The 19138-nt window shown below is 73.4% G+C and carries 18 protein-coding genes; 8 read left to right on the top strand and 10 right to left on the bottom strand.

Annotated elements, in window-relative coordinates:
* Window positions 1-244: 244 nt before the first annotated feature.
* Together GT045_RS20095 and GT045_RS20100 are read right to left on the bottom strand one after the other, a co-directional pair.
* On the bottom strand, window positions 245-1663 hold the full coding sequence (locus GT045_RS20095) for a HEAT repeat domain-containing protein (RefSeq protein WP_161287043.1): 1419 nt from the start codon (window positions 1661-1663) through the stop codon (window positions 245-247).
* 300 nt (window positions 1664-1963) lie between these two features.
* Window positions 1964-2356 (bottom strand): ankyrin repeat domain-containing protein, encoded by a 393-nt coding sequence (locus GT045_RS20100; protein WP_161287044.1) that lies wholly within the window; start codon window positions 2354-2356, stop codon window positions 1964-1966.
* Between the two features lie 320 nt (window positions 2357-2676).
* Between GT045_RS20100 and GT045_RS20105 the strand changes: the two genes are divergently transcribed.
* The gene (locus tag GT045_RS20105) at window positions 2677-2871 is read left to right on the top strand and encodes a hypothetical protein (protein WP_161287045.1); all 195 of its coding nucleotides are present in this window, start codon (window positions 2677-2679) and stop codon (window positions 2869-2871) included.
* A gap of 40 nt (window positions 2872-2911) precedes the next feature.
* Window positions 2912-4585 carry a hypothetical protein gene (locus GT045_RS20110; protein ID WP_161334993.1) on the top strand — a complete coding sequence of 558 codons (1674 nt, stop codon included), beginning with the start codon at window positions 2912-2914 and terminating at the stop codon, window positions 4583-4585.
* A 236-nt stretch (window positions 4586-4821) separates the two neighbouring features.
* On the opposite strand, the gene GT045_RS20115 is transcribed toward GT045_RS20110, so the two are convergent.
* Entirely contained in the window at window positions 4822-6330 is a 1509-nt protein-coding gene (locus tag GT045_RS20115; RefSeq protein WP_161294935.1) for a PLP-dependent aminotransferase family protein, read from the bottom strand.
* A gap of 102 nt (window positions 6331-6432) precedes the next feature.
* Here GT045_RS20115 and GT045_RS20120 point away from each other — a divergent pair, with 102 nt between their 5' ends.
* From GT045_RS20120 to GT045_RS20135, 4 genes are all read left to right on the top strand, one after another.
* On the top strand, window positions 6433-7104 hold the full coding sequence (locus GT045_RS20120; RefSeq protein ID WP_161334994.1) for a hypothetical protein: 672 nt from the start codon (window positions 6433-6435) through the stop codon (window positions 7102-7104).
* Entirely contained in the window at window positions 7101-7877 is a 777-nt protein-coding gene (locus GT045_RS20125; protein WP_161294931.1) for a glycerophosphodiester phosphodiesterase, read from the top strand. The genes GT045_RS20120 and GT045_RS20125 overlap by 4 nt, the downstream gene beginning before the upstream one ends.
* 57 nt (window positions 7878-7934) lie before the next feature.
* On the top strand, window positions 7935-9281 hold the full coding sequence (locus GT045_RS20130) for an MFS transporter (RefSeq protein ID WP_161334995.1): 1347 nt from the start codon (window positions 7935-7937) through the stop codon (window positions 9279-9281).
* A 278-nt stretch (window positions 9282-9559) separates the two neighbouring features.
* Window positions 9560-9934: an RNA polymerase-binding protein RbpA gene (locus GT045_RS20135; RefSeq protein WP_003977404.1), complete on the top strand. Its 375-nt coding sequence runs from the start codon at window positions 9560-9562 to the stop codon at window positions 9932-9934.
* Window positions 9935-10210: 276 nt separating this feature from the next.
* On the opposite strand, the gene fxsA is transcribed toward GT045_RS20135, so the two are convergent.
* The 4 genes from fxsA to GT045_RS20155 form a co-directional block, all read right to left on the bottom strand.
* Entirely contained in the window at window positions 10211-10762 is a 552-nt protein-coding gene (gene fxsA, locus GT045_RS20140) for an FxsA family membrane protein (RefSeq protein WP_161294927.1), read from the bottom strand.
* A gap of 70 nt (window positions 10763-10832) precedes the next feature.
* Window positions 10833-11627 carry a polyprenol monophosphomannose synthase gene (locus GT045_RS20145; protein WP_161294926.1) on the bottom strand — a complete coding sequence of 265 codons (795 nt, stop codon included), beginning with the start codon at window positions 11625-11627 and terminating at the stop codon, window positions 10833-10835.
* 560 nt (window positions 11628-12187) lie between these two features.
* Window positions 12188-13801, bottom strand: a complete 1614-nt coding sequence (locus tag GT045_RS20150) for an amidohydrolase (protein ID WP_161334996.1) — start codon at window positions 13799-13801, stop codon at window positions 12188-12190.
* 52 nt (window positions 13802-13853) lie between these two features.
* Window positions 13854-14294 carry an Lrp/AsnC family transcriptional regulator gene (locus GT045_RS20155; RefSeq protein ID WP_067046457.1) on the bottom strand — a complete coding sequence of 147 codons (441 nt, stop codon included), beginning with the start codon at window positions 14292-14294 and terminating at the stop codon, window positions 13854-13856.
* 235 nt (window positions 14295-14529) lie between these two features.
* On the opposite strand from GT045_RS20155, the gene GT045_RS20160 reads away from it, so the two are divergent.
* Complete coding sequence (locus tag GT045_RS20160) at window positions 14530-14964, top strand: hypothetical protein (RefSeq protein WP_161334997.1); 435 nt, start codon at window positions 14530-14532, stop codon at window positions 14962-14964.
* Window positions 14965-14971: 7 nt separating this feature from the next.
* Here GT045_RS20160 and GT045_RS20165 read toward each other — a convergent pair whose 3' ends face one another.
* Window positions 14972-16069, bottom strand: coding sequence for a phosphotransferase family protein (locus tag GT045_RS20165; RefSeq protein ID WP_161294920.1), 1098 nt, complete (start codon window positions 16067-16069; stop codon window positions 14972-14974).
* Window positions 16070-16080: 11 nt separating this feature from the next.
* On the bottom strand, window positions 16081-17181 hold the full coding sequence (locus GT045_RS20170; RefSeq protein WP_161334998.1) for a hypothetical protein: 1101 nt from the start codon (window positions 17179-17181) through the stop codon (window positions 16081-16083).
* A gap of 137 nt (window positions 17182-17318) precedes the next feature.
* Here GT045_RS20170 and GT045_RS39875 point away from each other — a divergent pair, with 137 nt between their 5' ends.
* On the top strand, window positions 17319-17561 hold the full coding sequence (locus GT045_RS39875; protein ID WP_161294916.1) for a hypothetical protein: 243 nt from the start codon (window positions 17319-17321) through the stop codon (window positions 17559-17561).
* On the opposite strand, the gene GT045_RS20180 is transcribed toward GT045_RS39875, so the two are convergent.
* Window positions 17524-18696 (bottom strand): acyl-CoA dehydrogenase family protein, encoded by a 1173-nt coding sequence (locus GT045_RS20180; protein ID WP_161334999.1) that lies wholly within the window; start codon window positions 18694-18696, stop codon window positions 17524-17526. The genes GT045_RS39875 and GT045_RS20180 overlap by 38 nt on opposite strands.
* Between the last annotated feature and the right edge of the window lie 442 nt (window positions 18697-19138).

Genomic DNA, 19138 nt, shown 5'->3' on the forward strand with positions numbered 1-19138 from the left:
CTCCCGGCCGACCGGGGCGGCCGGCCGGGAGGGCCCGCGGCGCGAACGGTCCGAAGCGGCTGCCGGCTCCGACCGGGCGCGGCTCAGCTGAGCGGGTGCGTAGCGCCGCCCACCGGGTGCGTGGCGCGGCCCACCGGGTGCGTGGCGCGGCCGAGCGTCGCGTCCGGTCCGAAGCGGGTGCCGGCTGCGACCGGTGCGTGGCTCAGCCGAGCGGGTGCGTAGCGCCGCCCACCGGGTGCGTGGCTCAGCCGAGCGTCGCGTCCGGTCCGAAGCGGCTGCGTACCGCCGTCTGCACCTCGTCCTCCTCGGCCGGATCGGCGGCCAGGCGGCGCAGGCGTTCCACGACCCTGGCGTCACCGGTCTCGGCGTGCCGGGCGGCGACCTCACGGGTGGTCTCCTCGCAGTCCCACAGGCATTCGACGGCGAAGCCGGTGGCGAAGGAGGGGTCGGTGGCGGCCAGCGCGCGGGCGGCCCGGCCGCGGAGGTGGGAGGAGGCCGTCTCGCGGTAGACGTGGCGCAGGACGGGGGCCGCGCAGGCGATGCCGAGGCGCCCGGCGCCGTCGACGAGGGTCCACAGGGTGGGCGCGTCCGGTCCCTCGCCGCGGACGGCCTCCCGGAGGGCGGCGAGTACGAGCTCGCGGTCCTGGGCGCCGCCCCGGCAGGCGAGCATGCGGCCGGCGGCGGCACCGAGCGCGTCGGGGCGCTGGGCCCAGCCTCGGGCGCGGTCGACGGCTGCGACGCTGCGCATCCGCTCGAAGGCGTCGACGGCGGCCTCCACGACGGCCGCCGTCCCGTCGACGACCGCGCCCTCGATCAGGTCGAGCGCGTCGGGGTCGTTGCCGTCGGCCAGGTAGCGCAGGGCGGTGCAGCGGGCTCCGTCGATGCCGGTCCTGGCGGCCTGCAGGATCTCGGGACGATCCTCGGGGCCGGCCACGGCGACCAGGCAGCGGGCGGCGGGCACGTGCAGGGCGGCTCCGCGCTCCATGCCCTGCTGGGCCCATTCGAAGACGGCGCGCACGCTCCAGCCGGGACGTGGACCGGTGGGGCGCATCTGCCGCTGCCAGCGGTCGAAACAGCCGGTCTCCTGGGCGGCACGCACGCGCGTGGCGATCGATTCGCGCGGATCCTCGGCCCACAGCCGCCAGGGCCGTGGCTCGAAGGCGTCGCGTACGGCGGTGGCCAGTTCGGCGACGCCCTCTGGATCAGTGGCGAAGCGGGCCAGCACGGGGGCGGCGAGGGCACGCAGGCCCGCGTCGTCGTCCCGCAGGGCCAGCTCGTCCAGTGCCCACGCCCAGTTGGAGCCGTGGGCGGCGTACCGGCGCAGCAGGACGAGGGCGTCCCGCCTGCCGTAGGAGGCGAGGTGTCCGAGGACGGCCAGTGCCAGGCCGGTGCGGGACTCGTCGGTGTCGACGACGTCCTCGGAGTCGAAGAGATGCGCCTCGATGGCGTCCAGCTCGCCGTTCAGGTCGAGGTAGAGCCGGGCGTAGTAGAGGGAGCGGTTCTCCACCTGCCAGTCGTGGCGGGGGTCGCGCAGCACACAGTGGTTCAGGGCCGCGAGCGCCTCGGCGCGAGGGGCCGTGAGCGCGTGCAGCGTGCCGTCGCCACGGCCGCGCTGGAGCAGGCCCAGCAGCGTACCGCTGGGCGCTATGACCGGATCGAACATGGGAAACAGCCTCACATCAAGCGTCGACGCAACCGGGAAACACGCATTACCTGGCCGCGTGACACAACGTCGGAGCGCCCGCCGTCTCTTGCTTGCTGTAGACCATTTCTCTCTGCCTCTCGTCGGTGGCCCATGCGGACCGCATCACGGCCCGCGCGGTGCGGCAACACCTGCCCAGCCATCGCGTCCGTGAATCACGTCGTCATGATGACCCGCGCGGTGTGCTGCCGCGACCGTATTTCCGGCGGCCCTGTACCGCCTCCCCCGTTGTTCGTGTCTTAGCTGGTCAGAACACTTGGTTCAGTGTGCGCCGAACAGTTCGAGCAGCTCCGCCTTGCCGAACATGCGGGCCGTGTCGACGGCCGAGGGCGTGCCCGCGGAAGGGTCGGCTCCGCCTTCCAGCAGGGCCTTGATGACGTCCGTCTCGCCCTTGAAGACGGCACCGGCGAGCGGAGTCTGGCCCCGGTCGTTGATCTGGTCCGCCGCCGCGCCGCGGGCGAGCAGCGCGCGCACCGCGTCGGCGTGACCGTGGTAGGCGGCGAGCATCACCAGGGAGTCGCCGCGGTCGTTGGTGAGGTTGGCCGGAACGCCGGCGTCGACGTACGCCACGAGCGCCTCGGTCTGCCCCTGCCGGGCCAGATCGAAGATCTTGGTCGCCAGCTCCACGACCTCGGGGTCGGGGGCTTCACTCATCGGCCGGACCGCCTCTCCTTGCGCGTTCGGGAACTGCTTCGTGGACTGAGCGAGCGTACGGCAGCGAACGGAACGCAGCCGTACGAGTGAATCGCCAGGGTACTGGCTCGCACGGCACATGACCCGATGTGCCCGAGGTAAAGATCAGCAACGGGTCTCTTCGTGGGCCAAAGACCTGGTCGACCGGGGGCTGGCCGGCTCCGCCAACTAGGCGAAATTCGCCGCTTTTCACCCAGTTGCACCTTTAATCGTATGGATACATCCTGTGATCCTGGAAGAACTCATGGTGACTGTCCCCTCTCGACACCAGGAGACCCGAAATGATCCTCTCCCTGTCAGGCGTGCTGCTGCTCGGCGTCATCGTCTTCCTCTTCTTCCGGAAGGACGGGCTGAAGGGCTCGCACGCATGCACCTCGGCTCTGTTCGGCTTCTACCTCGCCAGCACGGGCATCGCCCCGAGCATCAAGGCAGGCGGCGAGAGCCTGGCCAGCCTCCTCGGCGGCATCAAGTTCTGACGCCGTCCGTCCCGCCCGCACGCACGATCAGGAGACAGCAGTGGCCCGGCGCCCTCTCCCCCGCATTCTGAGCAAGGACAGCGCCCAGATCGCCCGGATGCAGATCGCCCGGAGCAGGGAGCTGGCCCGGACGGCGGCGGACAGCGCCACCGACATCCTCCATCCGCTGATCACCGTGTCGCGCGGGCTGCGTCTGCTGGCCTCGGCCGGCCGGCGCAGGTGGGCGGACACGCCCAAGGACAAGCGAGGGCCGCTGCTGTTCCTGGCGGCTTCCATGGTCCTGGTCGTGGCCCTGGTGCCGTACGGGCCGCTGCTCGCCGTCATCACCGTGATGGCGGCAGCGGCCTGGCAGGGCCGCGACCGCACCCCGTCGGCCCCCGAGGGGCCCGACGAGTCCCAGGCGGAGCGGCTCCAGGCGCTGTACGAGGCCCTGGTGCCGTACTTCTCCGGCGCCGAGGACCCGGCGCCGCTGTACGCGCACGGCGGGGAGTGGGAGAAGGGCATCGTCGCGCACGAGTTCGACGACGCCGGGCGCATCGGCCACCTGGTGATCCGCTACCCCGCGTACTTCCCGGACGGCGAGGCCGCGGCCCGCGCGCGGATCGAGCAGCTGCTCACCGCCAAGGCCGGGCGCAGCCGCGAGTACCACTTCGCGTGGGACGAGGCGGGCAACCAGCTCACGGTCACCGTCCTCGCCCCGCTGCCCGCCGACGTCCCCGCCCAGCGCTTCGTCACCGCACCGGGCGAGACCGTCCTCGGCTACACCGACCCCAGCGAGGTCCAGCGCACGCTCCCCCTCTCCTACGGGGAGGAACAGATCGACGTCCCACCGGTCGTCTGGCGCACGGGCATCCGCTCCACCGAGCCGCACCTGCTGGTCATGGGCCATCCCGGCAGCGGTGCGTCCACCCTGCTGCGCTCCATCGCCCTGCAGGCCCTGCAGTACGGTGACGTGCTGGTCGTCGACGGCGGCGGCACCGGCGAGTACGCCTGCCTGACCGGCCGGGAGGGCGTGCTGGCCGTCGAGTGCGCCCTCGTCGGGGCGCTGGCCAGCCTGGAGTGGGCCGCGCAGGAGACCGAGCGGCGGCTCATCGCGATCAACCTGGCCCGGCAGGCGGGCGACCCACCGCCCGCGGACACCCGGCGCCCGCTGTGGCTGCTGGTGGACCGGCCCGGCGTCTTCGCGCACCTCGCGGCGGCGGACGGCCGCAAGGACCCGCAGGCCCTGCTCCAGGTGCCGCTGCGGCACGGGCGCGCGGCCAACGTGACCGTGGTCGTGGCCGAGCAGTTCGACGGCGTGGAGGCGCTCAGCGACCCGGTACGGCAGCACACGCGCGCGCGGGTGGTGCTGGGGGCCGCGGCGCCGCAGCAGGTGGAGGCGGTCCTCGGGGTAGCGCCGCACACGACGCCACCGGCGCACGTGCCGCCCGGACGCGGGTACGCGCGGCTGGGCTCCGGTCCGGTGCACCGGTTGCAGGTGCCCCGTACGCCCGATCCCTACGACGACGCGACGAGCGACGCCGACCGGCAGGCGGTGCTGGAGTTGCTGCCGCCCCGGACCACCGCGGTGGCGCCCGAGCCGACGGAGGTTTCCGAGCCGACGGAGGTGGTGCAGTCGACGGGTCTGTCCGTGCCGGCGGACCTCACCAAGGCGCAGTCGGCCGCCGGGAAGGCTACGGTGCCGGCGGAGGCCGTGGCGGCGGCCGAGGGGTAGCGTGGGCGGCCGAGGGGCGGCGGGAGCCGGGTGCCGCCGCGGCGGCAGACCGGCACATCCCCCGCCGCGGGGCCGTCGCAGCTCGCCGCGCCGTCCCCCGCGCCCCCGGGAAGTCGCCCAGCCCTCCCCCGCCGTCGGCCGTCGCGCCTCGCCGCGCCGTTCCCCGCGCCCGGGGAGTCAGCCCCGGCCCCCGACTCACCGGGGCCGGGCGCCGGGGTCGGTCTGCCGGCTCGTCGCTAGGCCACGAACGTCCGGGGGGACTCTCCCCCGCCCGTCGCCCCCGATTCGACCAGGCGGGCCGCGGCGGCGAGGCGGGCCGCCGCCTCGTCGGCCACCGCGCCTCCGACGGTGAACGGGATCCGCACGTAGCCCTCGAACGCTCCGTCGACGCCGAAGCGGGGGCCGGACGGCACCCGGACGCCGACCCGTTCGCCCGCTTCGGCGAGGCGGGAGCCGGAGAGACCGCCGGCGCGGACCCAGAGGGTCAGACCGCCCCGGGGGACCTCGAACTCCCAGCCGGGCAGCTCCCGGCGCAGGGCGGTCACCACGGCCTCGCGGTTCTCCCGGGCCTGCGCACGGCGCAGCTCGACCGCCTCGGCCCAGCCTCCGGTGCTGAACAGCCAGTTCACGGCCAGTTGCTCCAGCACCGGCGTGCCCAGGTCGGCGTACGCCCGCGCGGCGACGAGGCTGCGGATGACGTCCGGGGCGGCACGCACCCAGCCGATGCGCATCCCCGCCCAGAACGCCTTGCTGGCCGACCCGACCGTGATCACCGTGGAGCCCGCCGGGTCGAAGCCGCACACCGGGCGGGGCATGCCGCCGTCCCGGAAGTCGTCGTCGAGCCAGAGTTCGGACATCGTCTCGTCGGCGACCAGGACCGTGCCGGCCGAGCGGGCCGCGTCCACCAGCCGGCGCCGCTGGTCCTCGTCGGCGAGCGCCCCCGTGGGGTTGTGGAAGTCGGCGACCACATAGGCGATGCGCGGCGCGGCCTCCCGCAGGATCTGGCGCCAGCGGTCCATGTCCCAGCCCGCCAGCCCCGCGGCCATCGCGACCGGCACCAGCCGGGCGCCGGCCTCGCGCATGAGCTGGAGGATGTTGGCGTAGGACGGTGACTCCACGGCGATCCGCTCACCACGGCCCGCGAAGAGGTGGCAGATCGCGTCGATGGCACCCATCGCGCCCGTCGTCACCATGATCTGCTCCGGCATGGTGGGGATCCCGCGCGCGGTGTAGCGCTCGGCGATCATCGAGCGCAGGGCGGGCAGCCCGGCCGGGTAGTCGCCGTGCGTGTGGGCGTACGGCGGCAGCTCCTCCAGAGCGCCCTGCACGGCCCGCGTCAGCCACGGCTCGGGCGCCGGGAGCGAGGCGCAGCCCAGGTCGATCACCGAGCCGAGGGCCTCCGGGGGCAGCGGTTCCAGGCCGCGGGCCGGGATCGGGTTGCCGGCCGGCACGGCGGTCCAGCTGCCCGCTCCGCGCCGGGACTCCAGGAACCCCTCGCCGCGCAGCGCCTCGTAGGCCGCCGCGACGGTGGTACGGCTGACGGAGAGGGCCAGGGCCAGTTCGCGTTCCGCGGGCAGCCGCGCGGCCACCGGGACCCGGCCCTCGAGCACGAGCAGCCGGACGCCGTCGGCGAGCGCACGGTAGGCGGGAGGACGGCGCGTGCCGGGGCCGGCCGGGCGGTCCTGCTGGGAAGTGAGGAGCCGGGCGAGCTGCGCGGCCCCCATTGCCGAGGTCCACTGCGCCATGACGATCAGTCCACCTTCCCCGAATTGGCCATGGATGGCGAATGTTTCCAAGCCACAGAGTGTCATGCGTCAGGCCACCGTCACCACCCCGGGGGGTATCCCGTGTCCACTCCCAGAACGTCCGCCTCCGACCGCCGTCTCGGACGACGGCTGGTCCAGCTGTACGCGGGGCTCGCCCTGTACGGCGCGAGTTCCGCGCTGCTCGTGGCGGCGGGTCTGGGGCTGGAGCCGTGGAACGTGCTGCACCAGGGGCTCGCGGAGCTGACCGGGCTGAGCATCGGCGTGGTGTCGATCGTGGTGGGTGCGGCGGTGCTGCTGCTCTGGGTCCCCCTGCGCCAGCGGCCCGGACTCGGCACCGTCTCCAACGTCTTCGTGGTCGGCCTCGCCATGGACGGCACGCTGGCGCTCCTGCCGGACGCGCGCTCCCTCGCCGTGCGCGTCCCGCTCCTGCTGGCGGGCATCGTGCTCAACGGCATGGCGACCGGCCTGTACATAACGGCGCGCTTCGGGCCGGGCCCGCGCGACGGTCTGATGACGGGCCTGCACCGGCGCACGGGCCGCTCCGTCCGGCTGATGCGGACGGGGGTCGAGGTGGCGGTGGTGGCCACCGGGTTCGCCCTGGGCGGCACCATCGGCGTGGGCACGGTGCTGTACGCCGTGTCCATCGGCCCGCTGGCCCAGGCGTTCCTGGGGATGTTCGCCGCGCCGTCGGCACCGGCGGGCGGCACGGTCGTTGCCGGCGCGACACCCGAGCGGGTCATACTGCGTCCGTGACCCTCACGACACCGCCTCCGCGCCACCCGTACCTGGACCACCCCGGGCCGATCGCGTTCGCCCACCGGGGCGGGGCGGCCGACGGCCTGGAGAACACCGTGGCGCAGTTCCGGCGCGCGGTGGAGATGGGCTACCGGTACATCGAGACGGACGTGCACGCCTCCGCCGACGGCCGGCTGGTGGCCTTCCACGACGCGACGCTGGACCGGGTCACCGACGGCGCGGGCCGGATCGCCGACCTGCCGTGGGCGCGGATACGGCAGGCACGGGTGGGCGGCCGGGAACCGGTGCCGCTGTTCGAGGAGTTGCTGGAGACCTTCCCCGAGGTGCGCTGGAACGTCGACATCAAGGCGGAGCCGGCGCTGCGGCCGCTGCTCGCCCTGATCGAGCGCACGGGTGCCTGGGACCGGGTCTGCGTGGGCTCCTTCTCCGAGGCCCGGGTGCTGCGCGCCCAGCGGCTGGCCGGACCCAGGCTCGCCACCTCGTTCGGCACGCGCGGGGTGCTGAGCCTGCGGCTGCGCTCCTGGGGGCTGCCGGCCGCGGTGCGCCGGTCGGCCGTGGCCGCGCAGGTGCCCGAAGCCCAGTCGGGCGTACCGGTGGTCGACCACCGCTTCGTCCGCGCCGCCCACGCGCGCGGGCTGCAGGTACATGTGTGGACCATCAACGAACCGGAGCGGATGCACCGGCTCCTGGACCTCGGCGTCGATGGCATCATGACCGACCACATCGACATGTTGCGCAAGGTCATGGAGGAGCGCGGCGCCTGGGTCTGACCGCCCGGCCGCCGCTTCCCCGCGCCTTCGCAGTGGAGCGGGGAAGCGAGGGCACGGGTGGGCACCGACACCGTGCGGGCGGCGGCGGACGACGAGACCGCCGCACTCAGGCGCGAGCAGCGCGGCTGGTACGTCTACGACTGGGCGTGCTCGGTCTACTCGACGAGCGTCCTCACCGTGTTCCTCGGCCCGTACCTCACCTCGGTCGCGGAGCGGGCCGCGGACGGTGACGGCTGGGTGCACCCGCTGGGCGTCCCGGTGCGCGCGGGCTCCTTCTTCGCCTACTCGGTCTCCCTGTCGGTGATCGTGGCGGTCGTCCTGATGCCGCTGGCGGGCAGCGTGGCCGACCGCTCGGGCCGCAAGAAGCCACTGCTCGCGGCGGCGGCGTACACCGGTGCGGCGGCCACCACGGGGATGTTCTTCCTCGACGGCGACCGGTATCTGCTCGGCGGGGCCTTGCTGATCGTGGCCAACGCGGCGCAGTCCGTCGCGATGATGCTCTACAACTCCTACCTGCCGCAGATCGCCCCGCCGCAGGAGCGCGACGCGGTGTCCTCCCGTGGCTGGGCCTTCGGCTACGCGGCGGGCTCCCTGGTCCTCGTGGCCGACCTGGTCCTGTACTCCGCGCACGGCTCCTTCGGCCTCTCCGAGTCCGCCGCGGTCCGTGTCTGCCTGGCCTCGGCCGGCCTGTGGTGGGGCGCCTTCACGCTGGTCCCGCTGAGCAGGCTGCGCGACCGCGGCGCGCGTGTGCCGCACGCCGCCGCCCCGGGGCCGCGCGGGCTCGCGGCGACGTTCCGGGACATGCGCCGGCATCCGCTGACGCTGGCGTTCCTGCTGGCGTACCTCGTGTACAACGACGGCATCCAGACGGTGATCTCCCAGGCGTCGGTCTACGGTTCCGAAGCACTGGGGCTCGGGCAGTCGACGCTCATCGTGGCCGTGCTGCTGGTGCAGGTGCTGGCCGTGGCGGGGGCCTTGGCCATGGGGCGGCTGGCCCGGGTGTACGGCGCCCGGCGCACGATCCTCGGCTCGCTGGTGGCGTGGACGGTCACGCTGGCGGCGGGGTATTTCCTGCCGGCCGGCGCACCGGTGTTCTTCTTCGTGCTGGCCGCGGGGATCGGCCTGGTCCTCGGCGGCAGCCAGGCGCTGTCCCGGTCCCTGTTCTCCCATCTGGTGCCGCCGGGCAAGGAGGCCGAGTACTTCGCGGCGTACGAGCTGAGCGACCGCGGGATGAGCTGGCTCGGCCCGCTCCTGTTCGGTCTGACCTACCAGCTCACCGGGAGCTACCGTTCCGCGATCGTTTCGCTGGTGGCCTTCTTCGTGCTGGGTTTCGTCCTGCTGGCGCGGGTACCGGTGCGGCGGGCGATCGGCGAGGCGGGGAACCCCGTTCCGGAAAAGATCTAGCGTCGATTTAGCACTGGACGTGAAAGGGCGGTAGTGTACGCGTTTGGCCTGCCAGGCGGACCGTTACTGCGCGTCAAAGATGCCGAAACGCTGGGTGACATCTGCTAGCAGATGTGACAAACCGGGCGCCTGTGGGTAGAACAAGGGGCGGCTACGACGGCGACGCTTGACCCGGAACGGGACCCGGAACGGGAATCTTTACCGCCGACCGGACGTTGACCGGATGACGACGACAGCGACACCTGTCCTGTGGGCGACAAGCCCGGGAGGCACGATTCATGAGTGAGCGAGCTCTTCGCGGTACGCGCCTCGTGGTGACCAGCTACGAGACGGACCGCGGCATCGACCTGGCCCCGCGCCAGGCCGTGGAGTACGCATGTGAGAAGGGGCACCGGTTCGAGATGCCCTTCTCGGTCGAGGCGGAGATCCCGCCGGAGTGGGAGTGCAAGGTCTGCGGGGCCCAGGCACTTCTGGTGGACGGCGACGGCCCTGAGGAGAAGAAGGCCAAGCCCGCGCGTACCCATTGGGACATGCTGATGGAACGACGCACCCGTGAGGAGCTCGAAGAGGTCCTCGAGGAGCGTCTGGCGGTACTGCGCTCTGGGGCGATGAACATCGCGGTCCATCCCAGGGACAGCCGCAAGAGCGCCTGAGCGCGCACGACAGCACAAGTAACCGCGGGCGCCGTACGTGAGGACGTACGGCGCCCGCGGTTTGTGCTGCCCCGGGACAGCGGCCCCCGAGGGCGGTGCCGCCGCGCGCCCCGGAGGCCGGACGCCGCCGTGTTGCCCCGTGCCCGCGGGCGGGCCGGGCGCCGCCGGCGCGGGCCCAGCGCGTGAGCGGGGACCTGGTCAGCGGGTGGGAAGGGGCGGCGTCGGGATCAGCGCGTGAGCGGGGTCCTGATCGGCGGGTGGGAAGGGGCCTCGGGATCAGCGCGTGAGCGGGGGCCGGTACTCCCCCGGTTCGGGACGGTCCTCGCGGATGACCTCGCCCTGCACCACCTTGCCGTCGGGCTGGTGCATGCGGACCTGCTGGAACACGTTCCCCAGGCTGCCCGGGGCGGCCTTCCTCAGCCGCTTCTCCAGGGCGTTCTCGGTGAACCGGCTCACCGCCTTCTGGACCGGCGGGAGCAGCAGGAGCAGACCGGCCGCGTCCGAGACGAGGCCGGGGATCATCAGCAGCAGACCGCCGAGCATCACCAGGCCGTTGCCACCGCCGCGTGCCGGTGAGCCGCCCTGCCGGAGTGCCTCGTTCAGGTTCTGGAAGGCGCGGCGGCCGGCCCGCTTGATCACCACGGAGCCGGCCACAAGGCCCGCGACGAGCAGCAGGAGCACGGCCGGTCCACCGGCCGCCCCGGCCACCAGGGTGAGCAGCCAGATCTCCAGCACCAGCCACAGGGCGAGCCCCAGCGGCAGATACCTGCGCAGCCGGGAACTCCGGCGGCGGGCGGTGTACGGGGAGGTCGGAGCGCCAGTCGTCATGTTCCCAGTGTGCCTGGGCGCGGCTCAGCGCGGGATAAGGGTGCGGGCGGCCGGGGCCGCCCGCCCTGGACTAGGCGTGCTTGTCCTTGCCGGTGAACTTGCCGATGCGGTCCCCGACGCCCCAGGCGGTGACCCGCCACAGCGCCTCGACGACGATGTCCCGGCTCATCTTGGAGTCGCCCAGTTCGCGCTCGACGAAGGTGATGGGGACCTCGACGACGTGGTAACCGGCCTTGACCGCCCGGCGGGCCAGGTCGACCTGGAAGCAGTAGCCCTGCGAGGCGACCTCGCCGAGGCCGAGGCCCTCCAGGGTCTCGCGGCGGAAGGCGCGGAAGCCGCCCGTCACGTCCTTGATCGGCACGTCGAGCATGAGGCGCGAGTAGGTGGAACCGCCGCGCGAGAGGATCTCCCGGGACTTGGGCCAGTTGACCACCCGGCCGCCGGGCACCCAGCGGGAGCCGAGCACCAGGTCGGCGCCCTTGAGGGCGGTGAGCAGCCGGGGCAGTTCCTCGGGCTGGTGGGAGCCGTCGGCGTCCATCTCGACGAGGACGCCGTAGTCGTGCTCCAGGCCCCAGCGGAAGCCCGCCAGATAGGCGGCCCCGAGGCCCTCCTTGCCCTTGCGGTGCAACACCTGGACGTGGTCGTCCCCGGCGGCCAGTTCGTCGGCGAGCTTGCCGGTGCCGTCAGGGCTGTTGTCGTCCGCGATCAGTACGTGGGCTTCGGGGACGGCCTTGCGCACCCGGCCGACGATGGTCTTGATGTTCTCCGCCTCGTTGTAGGTCGGAATGATCACCAAGGCCGTGCCGAGCGGGCCGAACTGCCTCCCGTGGGCCTTGGCCGCGAGGGTCCCGTCGCCGTCGTTCACTGCTGCCCCTTCATGTCGTACACAGGGGTCCACCTTAGTGGCCGCGGCCTGGGAAGACGCGACATCGCGCACGTCCGGTGGTGTCGATTCCCGAAGAACGGGGTAAGACTTTGGTTTTCGGCCCGCTCCGGCCGCGCTCCGGCGCCGCCGCGCACCACGACGGATGGGGGCCCGGCGCCCTTCGGGCCGACCTGGGACCCGCTGGCTGCGGATCGACCGAAAGCCGTTGTCTACTGAGCGCCCGGGCCCCACCCGGGTCACACCTGGCCGACCAAGCTGGAACGTTCCCTCGTCGGCGCGGGCGCTGAGCCTGGCTCCCAGTGACGGTGCCCCGGTGCGGCACACCGTCCCTGACCCAGCGGCGCTGCGACGAGCCGTCTGAACGCTCCCCGGTCGGGCGTCCGGTGGTGGACTCGGACGAACCTACCGGCCTCCGGCCGCCGACTGTCAACAGCTTCCTGAGCTGGCAAGTCAGCGTCGGCGACGGGGCACGCGCGGAGGATGCGCAGGTCGGGCGGCGGGGCCGCGGCGGCGGCGGGCCGCCGCGACGCCCCGGGAGATCACTCGCCCGGCCGTACGAACACCGTCCGTCCGCCCACCACCGTCCGCAGGCAGACCGGCAGGTCACGGCCCGGGGAGAGATCGGGCAGGCCGGGGGTGCCCGACCGCGGGTCGGTGGACCAGCGCGCCACCCGGTCGTCGGGAGCCTGCACGACCAGCTCGTCCGTGCGCCAGACGGCGTAGTCGGCGGGCGCCCCGGGGACCAGGGCACCCGCGTCGTCCCGGCCGACGGCCCGCCAGCCGCCGCGGGTGTGCGCCGTGAAGGCCGCGCGGACCGAGATCCGGTGCTCGGGCGTGCGGTGGAAGGCGGCGGCCCGGACGGTGCCCCACGGGTCGAGCGGGGTGACCGGGCTGTCGGAGCCGAACGCGAGCGGTACGCCGGCGCGCAGCAGCGCGGCGAACGGGTTGAGGGTGCGGGCGCGGCCGGTGCCCAGACGCCGGGCGTACATGCCGTCCGCACCGCCCCACAGCGCGTCGAAGGCGGGCTGGACGGAGGCGATCAGGCCCAGCTCGGCGAAGCCGGCGACGGTTTCGGGGGTGAGCATCTCGGCGTGCTCGACGCGGTGCCGGGCGGCGCGGATCCGGGCGAGGCCGGCCTTGTCGGCGGCGGTGCGCACGCCCTCGACCACGGCGGCCACGGCCGCGTCGCCGATGGCGTGGAAGCCGGCCTGCAGGCCCGCCTCGGTGCACGCCAGCACATGGGCGGCGACGGCGTCGGCGTCCAGGTAGGCGGTGCCGGCGTGGCCGGCGTCGGCGTACGGCTCGTGCAGGCAGGCGGTGTGCGAACCGAGGGCTCCGTCGGCGAAGAGGTCGCCCGCGGCACCGGCCGCGCCCAGCTCACGGGCCTTCGCCACCCCTGCGTCACCCTGTTCGGCCCAGTAGCCGACCACGCGGGGCCCCGGCGTCCGGGCGGCCAGCCGGAGCAGGGCGGTGAAGTCGTCCTCGGAGGAGATCTGCGGGCCGCCGCACTCGTGCAGGGTGCCGATGCCCAGGGAGGCGGCGTGCGTCAGGGCGGTGCGCTGGGCCTCGGCGCGCTGGGCGGCGGTGATGGCGGCGAGGGCGGCCTCGCGGACGACGTGGTGGTCGTCCCGGGTGAGCGGGGCGTCCTCGCGTGTGACGCCGCCGGGGATCAGGTCCAGCAGCGCGGTGGTGACGACCGCCGAGTGCACGTCGATGCGGGAGAGGTACAGCGGGCGTCCGCCGGTGGCCGCGTCCAGCTCCGCGCGGGTCGGCGGCCGGCCGCCGGGCCAGCGGGCGGCGTCCCAGCCGTGGCCGAGCAGCACCCGGTCGTCGGGGCGGGCGGTGGCGAACTCGCGGATCCGCGCGAGGGCCGCCTCCAGGGAGGGGGCGCCGGACAGGTCCAGGCCGGTCAGGGCGAGGCCCGTGGCGGTGGTGTGCACATGGGCGTCGGTGAAGGCCGGGGTGACCAGGGCGCCGTCGAGGTCGACCACCTCGTCCACGCCGTCGGCGAAGGCGTCGGCGGCGCCCTCGGAGCCGACCCAGGCGACCTGGCCGCGCTCCACCACCATCGCGGTGGCGAAGGGGTCGGCGGGGCTGTGCACCTCCCCGCGGCGCAGCAGGACGGTCTGGGGCTCGGCGGACTGCTCACTCATGAGCACAGTCTCTCGCGTGCGCGGCCCGCGCCGGGCACCGGGGCGGGCCGGGTCAGATCTTCGGGGGGCGCGCCTCGTACGGGGTGGAGAGCACCACGGTGGTGCGGGTGGAGACGCCGGCCAGCGAGCGCAGCCGGGCCAGCAGCTCCTCCAGTTCGTGCGGGGTGGCCACGCGCACCTTGAGGATGTAGTTCTCGTCGCCGGCCACGCTGTGGCACGCCTCGATCTCGGGCACGCCGGCGAGGCGGTCCGCGATGTCGTCGGGGGCGCTGGGGTCGAACGGCTTGACCGAGATGAAAGCGGTCAGCGGCAGCCCGACGGCCTCGGGGTCGACCACCGCGGCGTAGCCGCGGATGACGCCACGCTGTTCCAGCCGTCGCACCCGCTGGTGCACGGCCGACGTGGACAGGCCCGTGGCCTTGCCCAGGTCTGTGTAGCTCATCCGCCCGTCCTTGACGAGCAGCTGCACGATCTGACGGTCCAGCTCCTCCATTCGGCAAAACCTACAGTGCGGCTGATCTCCTCGGATAGCCGAGAGGCGCAGGTCATTGCCCGTTCGGCAGAAAACGACACCGGGAGGGGCGACCGTACCGCACATGTGACGAACACCACACGTCTTCGGCGCGCTCCGTGATGTGTTCGTGATTACCGCCGAGACCGGACGGGAAGTGCTTGCTGTGGTCGAGGCCGCAGTGCCTTTTTCGGCCCAGCCTTAGGGGGAGAAACCCATGCAGAGCACCCGTCGCCCTGGTCGATCCGCGTCCGCACGGCAGCAGTCCGTCGCCGAGCCCGAGCCGGAGGGCGTCGAACCCGACGCCTTCGACGACGAGCCGGACGCCTACGACACCTTCGAGATGTACCGGGTGATCTGCCCGGACTGCGCGCAGCCGATCGCGCTGCTGGCGGACGAGGAGTTCCTGCCGGAGCACGCGCTGTGCGCCTCGCCGTGGAACCCGTTCGGGCTCACGGTGTGCGCGGGCACGGGCCGCTCGGCGGCCGACGCCCACCCGGCGGACGAGTCCGTGGAGCCGCAGGAGCAGGACACGGCCCTGCTGCTGACGCTCCCCCAGGGGCTGGACTGGCGCACGCAGCCGTTCTCGCACGTCGGCGGCCCGGCCTCGCGCCCGATGCGCGTGCCGGTGATGCGGGACCAGGCCGCCTGAGCCGCCTTCACCCCTGCCAGTAGGTGCCCTGCACCATGGCGCGCAGGCTGCCGTGGTGCAGGATCAGCGTGTCCGGGTCCGCGGGGACGGCGACCTCCCCGAAGTACGCCTGGCGGTAGGCGATGCGCAGCATGACGATCGCGTGCCGCAGGGCGGCGTACAGGGTGTGGAAGTCCATGTCCCGGGGGGTGTGGCCGGTCAGGCGCGCGTAGCGGGCCTCGACCCGGTCGCGGCGCAGGAAGCCGGGCAGCCCGCGCTGCCCGGAGCCGGCCGTCAGGTCGTGGAAGAACCGGTGCAGGTAGATCGTCCAGGCGAGGTCCACTTCGCGCGGGGCGAGTGCCGCCATCTCCCAGTCCAGGACGGCGGCGGGTTCGAAGCCGTCGTAGACGACGTTCCCGATACGCGCGTCCCCCCAGGTGAGCACGGGCTCGCCGGGGTCCTGCGGCCACAGCCGCTCCAGCCGGTCGAACGCGGCCTCGATGAGGGGTGAGCGGGCGAGACCGTCGACCACCCAGGCGTAGTAGGCGCGTTGGGCCGTCACGTGCCGGCGCAGTGCGTCGCCCTGGCCGGGCAGGGCGAGGAACCCGGCCTCGGACAGCGGGACCTGGTCGTGCAGCCGGGCCAGCAGCTCGACCGTGGCCGCCTCCAGGTGCGCGCGCTCGGCGTCGCTCGCCGCGTGCAGCCAACTGCCGTCGTAGGTGTACGGCATGACGTCCGGCGGCACCCGGCCCGCGACCCGTTCCATGACGAAGAACGGCGCCCCGAGCGGGCCCGGGTCCTCCTCCAGCCACAGCACGCGGGGCACGGGCACGTCCGTCCGCTCGCCGACGAGCTTCATGGTGCGGTACTGGCGGGCCATGTCGTACTCCGGGAAGACGGTGTACGCCGCGGGGTCCGCCGCCAGCCGCAACGCGCAGGAGCGGACCGGTGGTTCGGGGTGGTCGATGTCGAACAGCAGGGTCTCGCTGGACATGCCGTTGGAGGCGGGGACGGTGACGCCGGCCGCCCTGGCACCGGGCAGCCGGGTGGCGAGCCAGGCGGTCAGGCGCCGGGTCAGCTCCCCGGGGTCCCGGGTGCTGGTGCGGGGACGCGGTGCCGTGGTCATCTCGTCCTCCCTCAGGGCGCGACGGAGTCGAAGCCGGTGAAGCCGCTGGGGTCGTGCCGGCCGAACGAGCCGTGCTCGAAGATGCCGTACCCGGTCTGTCCGCCGAGCCGGAAGCGGGCGGAGTGGTCGGTGACGCCGTAGCCGGCCAGTGGATGGGGCAGCGTCAGGTCGTAGCTGCGGCGGTCGGTCCATCCGGGGCCCCGCCAGGTGCCGTGCTGCCAGTCGTCCGCCGGCGGGTAGCCCGCGCCGAGGGCGAGCGGCGAGGAGGTCAGGATCTCGACGTCCAGCGTCCGCGGCGCCCGTGCGTCGCCGAGGTGGATGACCGCCCGTTCCGGGTGGCGGGTGCCGCTGCGGTAGGCGATCTCCGCCTGCGGCCAGCCCAGTTGGCGGTCCCGGTGGCCGGGGCGGACGAGGGTGGCGTCGTTCAGGGAGCGGTGGCCGTCGGCGTCCTCCTGGGTGATGACCATGAGGAAGCCGTCGTCGAAGCGGACCGGGCTCCAGATCCAGTGGAAGCCCTCGGTGGGATGGTCGGCGGCGAGCCGGCCTCCGTCCTCGCCGGGTACCGGCCGTACGCCCCAGCTGCGGTCGCGGGTGCCGGTCCAGTCCTCGGCGGTGACCTGGAACTCCGCTCCCGGGGCGTGGATGACGCCCTCCGCGGTGCCGGCCTGGACGAAGCGGCGTCCCTCCAGGGTGAGCCGGTCGCCCCGGCGCTGGAGGTGGTGCGGCTCCCAGAGGGCGGGGAAGGCGGCGGTCCAGGTGAGGTCGTAGGAGAGCCGCTCGTCCTCGCAGATCAGGCGCAGTTCGGCGAGCGGCCGTGTGACCTCGATGCGCAGGGGGCCGACGGCGAGCCGCATCCGGTCCTCGCCGAGGGCGTCCGAGGCGCGCACGGCGTGCAGGGTGTCCCCGGCGCGGAGGGTGGCGTAGGCGTCGATGACACCGAGGTTGGGATAGACGCCGAGGCCGCAGATGAGCAGGGCGCGGCCGGTGTGGTCGAGGATGTGGAAGATGCAGCGGTCGTAGGCGTTCCGGTCGCCGGTCGCCACGTGCTTCATGGAGAGCGGCACCTGGTGCACGGGGTACTCGTCGAGCGGTACGGGACGGTCGTCGGCCACGGTCACCCCCTGGTCGATGGTCAGCTGACGGTACGTCAGCCGACCTGGGGAGGCCAGAGAGCGGACCGGACGGGTATGGACTGACGCGCGAATCCCCCGGAGGGTGACCTGTCCGGTCGTCGCCGCGTTGCCCGGGTATGACCCCCACGTACCCGGCGACCGGGCGTCAGCGCCGTATCTTCGTCCCCCGCCCGGCAGAATCGGTTCCGCCGCCCGCGCCGCAGGACCCGCCCATCTACCGCGACCTCCTGCGGACCTGGGCCGACCGGGGCCGGACGCTGCCGGGCCGCCACGACCCCGAGTGGGTCAGGCTGGCGGCCCCGACGGTCCTGACGGGCCAGTTCAGCGACCTTCTGGGCCCGCCACGTGACGGGCGATGACCATCCGCTGGATCTGGTTGGTGCCCTCGACGATCTGCAGCACCTTGGCCTCGCGCATGTAGCGCTCGGCCGGGAAGTCGGCGGTGTAGCCGTAGCCGCCCAGTATCTGCACCGCGTCCGTGGTGACCTTCATGGCCGTGTCGGTGCAGTGCAGCTTGGCCATGGCCGCCTGCTTGGCGAACGGCCTGCCGGCGTCCCGCAGCCGTGCCGCGGCCAGGTACATCGCGCGGCCCGCCTCGATCTGCGTGGCCATGTCGGCGATCATGAAGCGCAGGCCCTGGAAGTCGGCGACGGGCCGGCCGAACTGACGGCGCTCGGTGGCGTAGCGCACGGCCTCGTCGAGGGCTGCCTGGGCGAGGCCGACCGCACAGGCGGCGATGCCCAGCCGGCCGGAGTCGAGCGCCGACAGGGCGATGGAGAACCCCTGGCCCTCCTCGCCGATGCGCCGGTCGTCGGGGACGCGCACGCCGTCGAAGTGGACCTGGGCGGTGGGTGACCCCTTCATGCCCATCTTCTTCTCGGGGGCCGCACCGCTGACGCCGGGCGCGTCGCCGGGCACGAGGAAGGCGGTGATCCCGCGCGGGCCGTCCTCACCGGTCCGGGCCATCACGGTGTAGAAGTCGGCGATGCCGCCGTGCGTGATCCATGCCTTGGTGCCGTCGATCACCCAGTCGCCGCCCTCCCGGACGGCCTTGGTGCGCAGGGAGGCCGCGTCGGAGCCGGAGGACGGCTCGGACAGGCAGTACGCCCCCAGCAGGCCGCCGCCGAGCATCGCGGGCAGGTGCTCGACCTGCTGCTGCTTGGCGCCGTAGGTGGCGAGCGCGTAGGACGCGAGGGTGTGGACGCTGACGCCCAGGCCGACGGTGAGCCGGGCCGCGGCCAGCTCCTCCAGGACCTGGAGGTAGACCTCGTAGGGCTGCTCCCCGCCGCCGTACTCGGCGGCGTACGGCAGGCCCAGCAGGCCGGACTCGGAGAGCAGGGTGAAGACCGCGCGCGGGAAGTGTCCCGCGTCCTCCTCCTGTGCCGCCTTCGGCGCGATCTCGCGCTGGGCGATCTCCCTGACGAGGGCGAGGAGATCCCTCGCCTCTTCCGTGGGCAGTTGACGCTCCACCGGCTGCGGGTCGCGGTCGGACATGGCGTCGGCTCCTCCCTGTTCGGACACCGGCGGCAGCGCCCGTGGTTGGGGGCGTTCCGCCTGATCGTTCCGCTGTGCCGACGGCGTCCGCTCCCGGGTCTCGGAAGCTGCTGACCAGCGGCATGCGCTGTGAGTATGCCCGATCGGCGACCTCCCGTCACCAGTTAACGACCGCTCACTTCAGGAATCCACTCCAGGCGTCCGAGCGGGGTCCGAGATTGGTCCGAACCATTGACCTAGTGGTCTAGTCCTCCTACTGTGCATGACCAACGCTTTACCGCGTTCATGCCAATCGGCGCGCGTTCCCTCTTCCCCCACGAGGAGACACCCGATGCACACTCCCCACCGCTCACTCGTCCGGGCGCTCGTCTCGGCCGCGTGTACCGCCGCCCTGGGCGCCGGCCTGCTGGCCGGCACGGGCACGGCGGCCACCGCCGCACCG

The organism is Streptomyces sp. SID486, from assembly GCF_009865385.1.
Lineage (GTDB): Bacteria > Actinomycetota > Actinomycetes > Streptomycetales > Streptomycetaceae > Streptomyces.

Bases quoted from the DNA above. Each gene is read 5' to 3' on its own strand.
- GT045_RS20155 (WP_067046457.1), bottom strand. From the start codon at position 14,294: ATGGAGGAGCTGGACCGTCAGATCGTGCAGCTGCTCGTCAAGGACGGG.
- GT045_RS20095 (WP_161287043.1), bottom strand. From the start codon at position 1,663: ATGTTCGATCCGGTCATAGCGCCCAGCGGTACGCTGCTGGGCCTGCTC.
- GT045_RS20105 (WP_161287045.1), top strand. From the start codon at position 2,677: ATGATCCTCTCCCTGTCAGGCGTGCTGCTGCTCGGCGTCATCGTCTTC.
- fxsA (WP_161294927.1), bottom strand. From the start codon at position 10,762: ATGACGACTGGCGCTCCGACCTCCCCGTACACCGCCCGCCGCCGGAGT.
- GT045_RS20165 (WP_161294920.1), bottom strand. From the start codon at position 16,069: ATGACCACGGCACCGCGTCCCCGCACCAGCACCCGGGACCCCGGGGAG.
- GT045_RS20135 (WP_003977404.1), top strand. From the start codon at position 9,560: ATGAGTGAGCGAGCTCTTCGCGGTACGCGCCTCGTGGTGACCAGCTAC.
- GT045_RS20115 (WP_161294935.1), bottom strand. From the start codon at position 6,330: ATGGCGCAGTGGACCTCGGCAATGGGGGCCGCGCAGCTCGCCCGGCTC.
- GT045_RS39875 (WP_161294916.1), top strand. From the start codon at position 17,319: ATGACCCCCACGTACCCGGCGACCGGGCGTCAGCGCCGTATCTTCGTC.
- GT045_RS20100 (WP_161287044.1), bottom strand. From the start codon at position 2,356: ATGAGTGAAGCCCCCGACCCCGAGGTCGTGGAGCTGGCGACCAAGATC.
- GT045_RS20180 (WP_161334999.1), bottom strand. From the start codon at position 18,696: ATGTCCGACCGCGACCCGCAGCCGGTGGAGCGTCAACTGCCCACGGAA.
- GT045_RS20160 (WP_161334997.1), top strand. From the start codon at position 14,530: ATGCAGAGCACCCGTCGCCCTGGTCGATCCGCGTCCGCACGGCAGCAG.
- GT045_RS20150 (WP_161334996.1), bottom strand. From the start codon at position 13,801: ATGAGTGAGCAGTCCGCCGAGCCCCAGACCGTCCTGCTGCGCCGCGGG.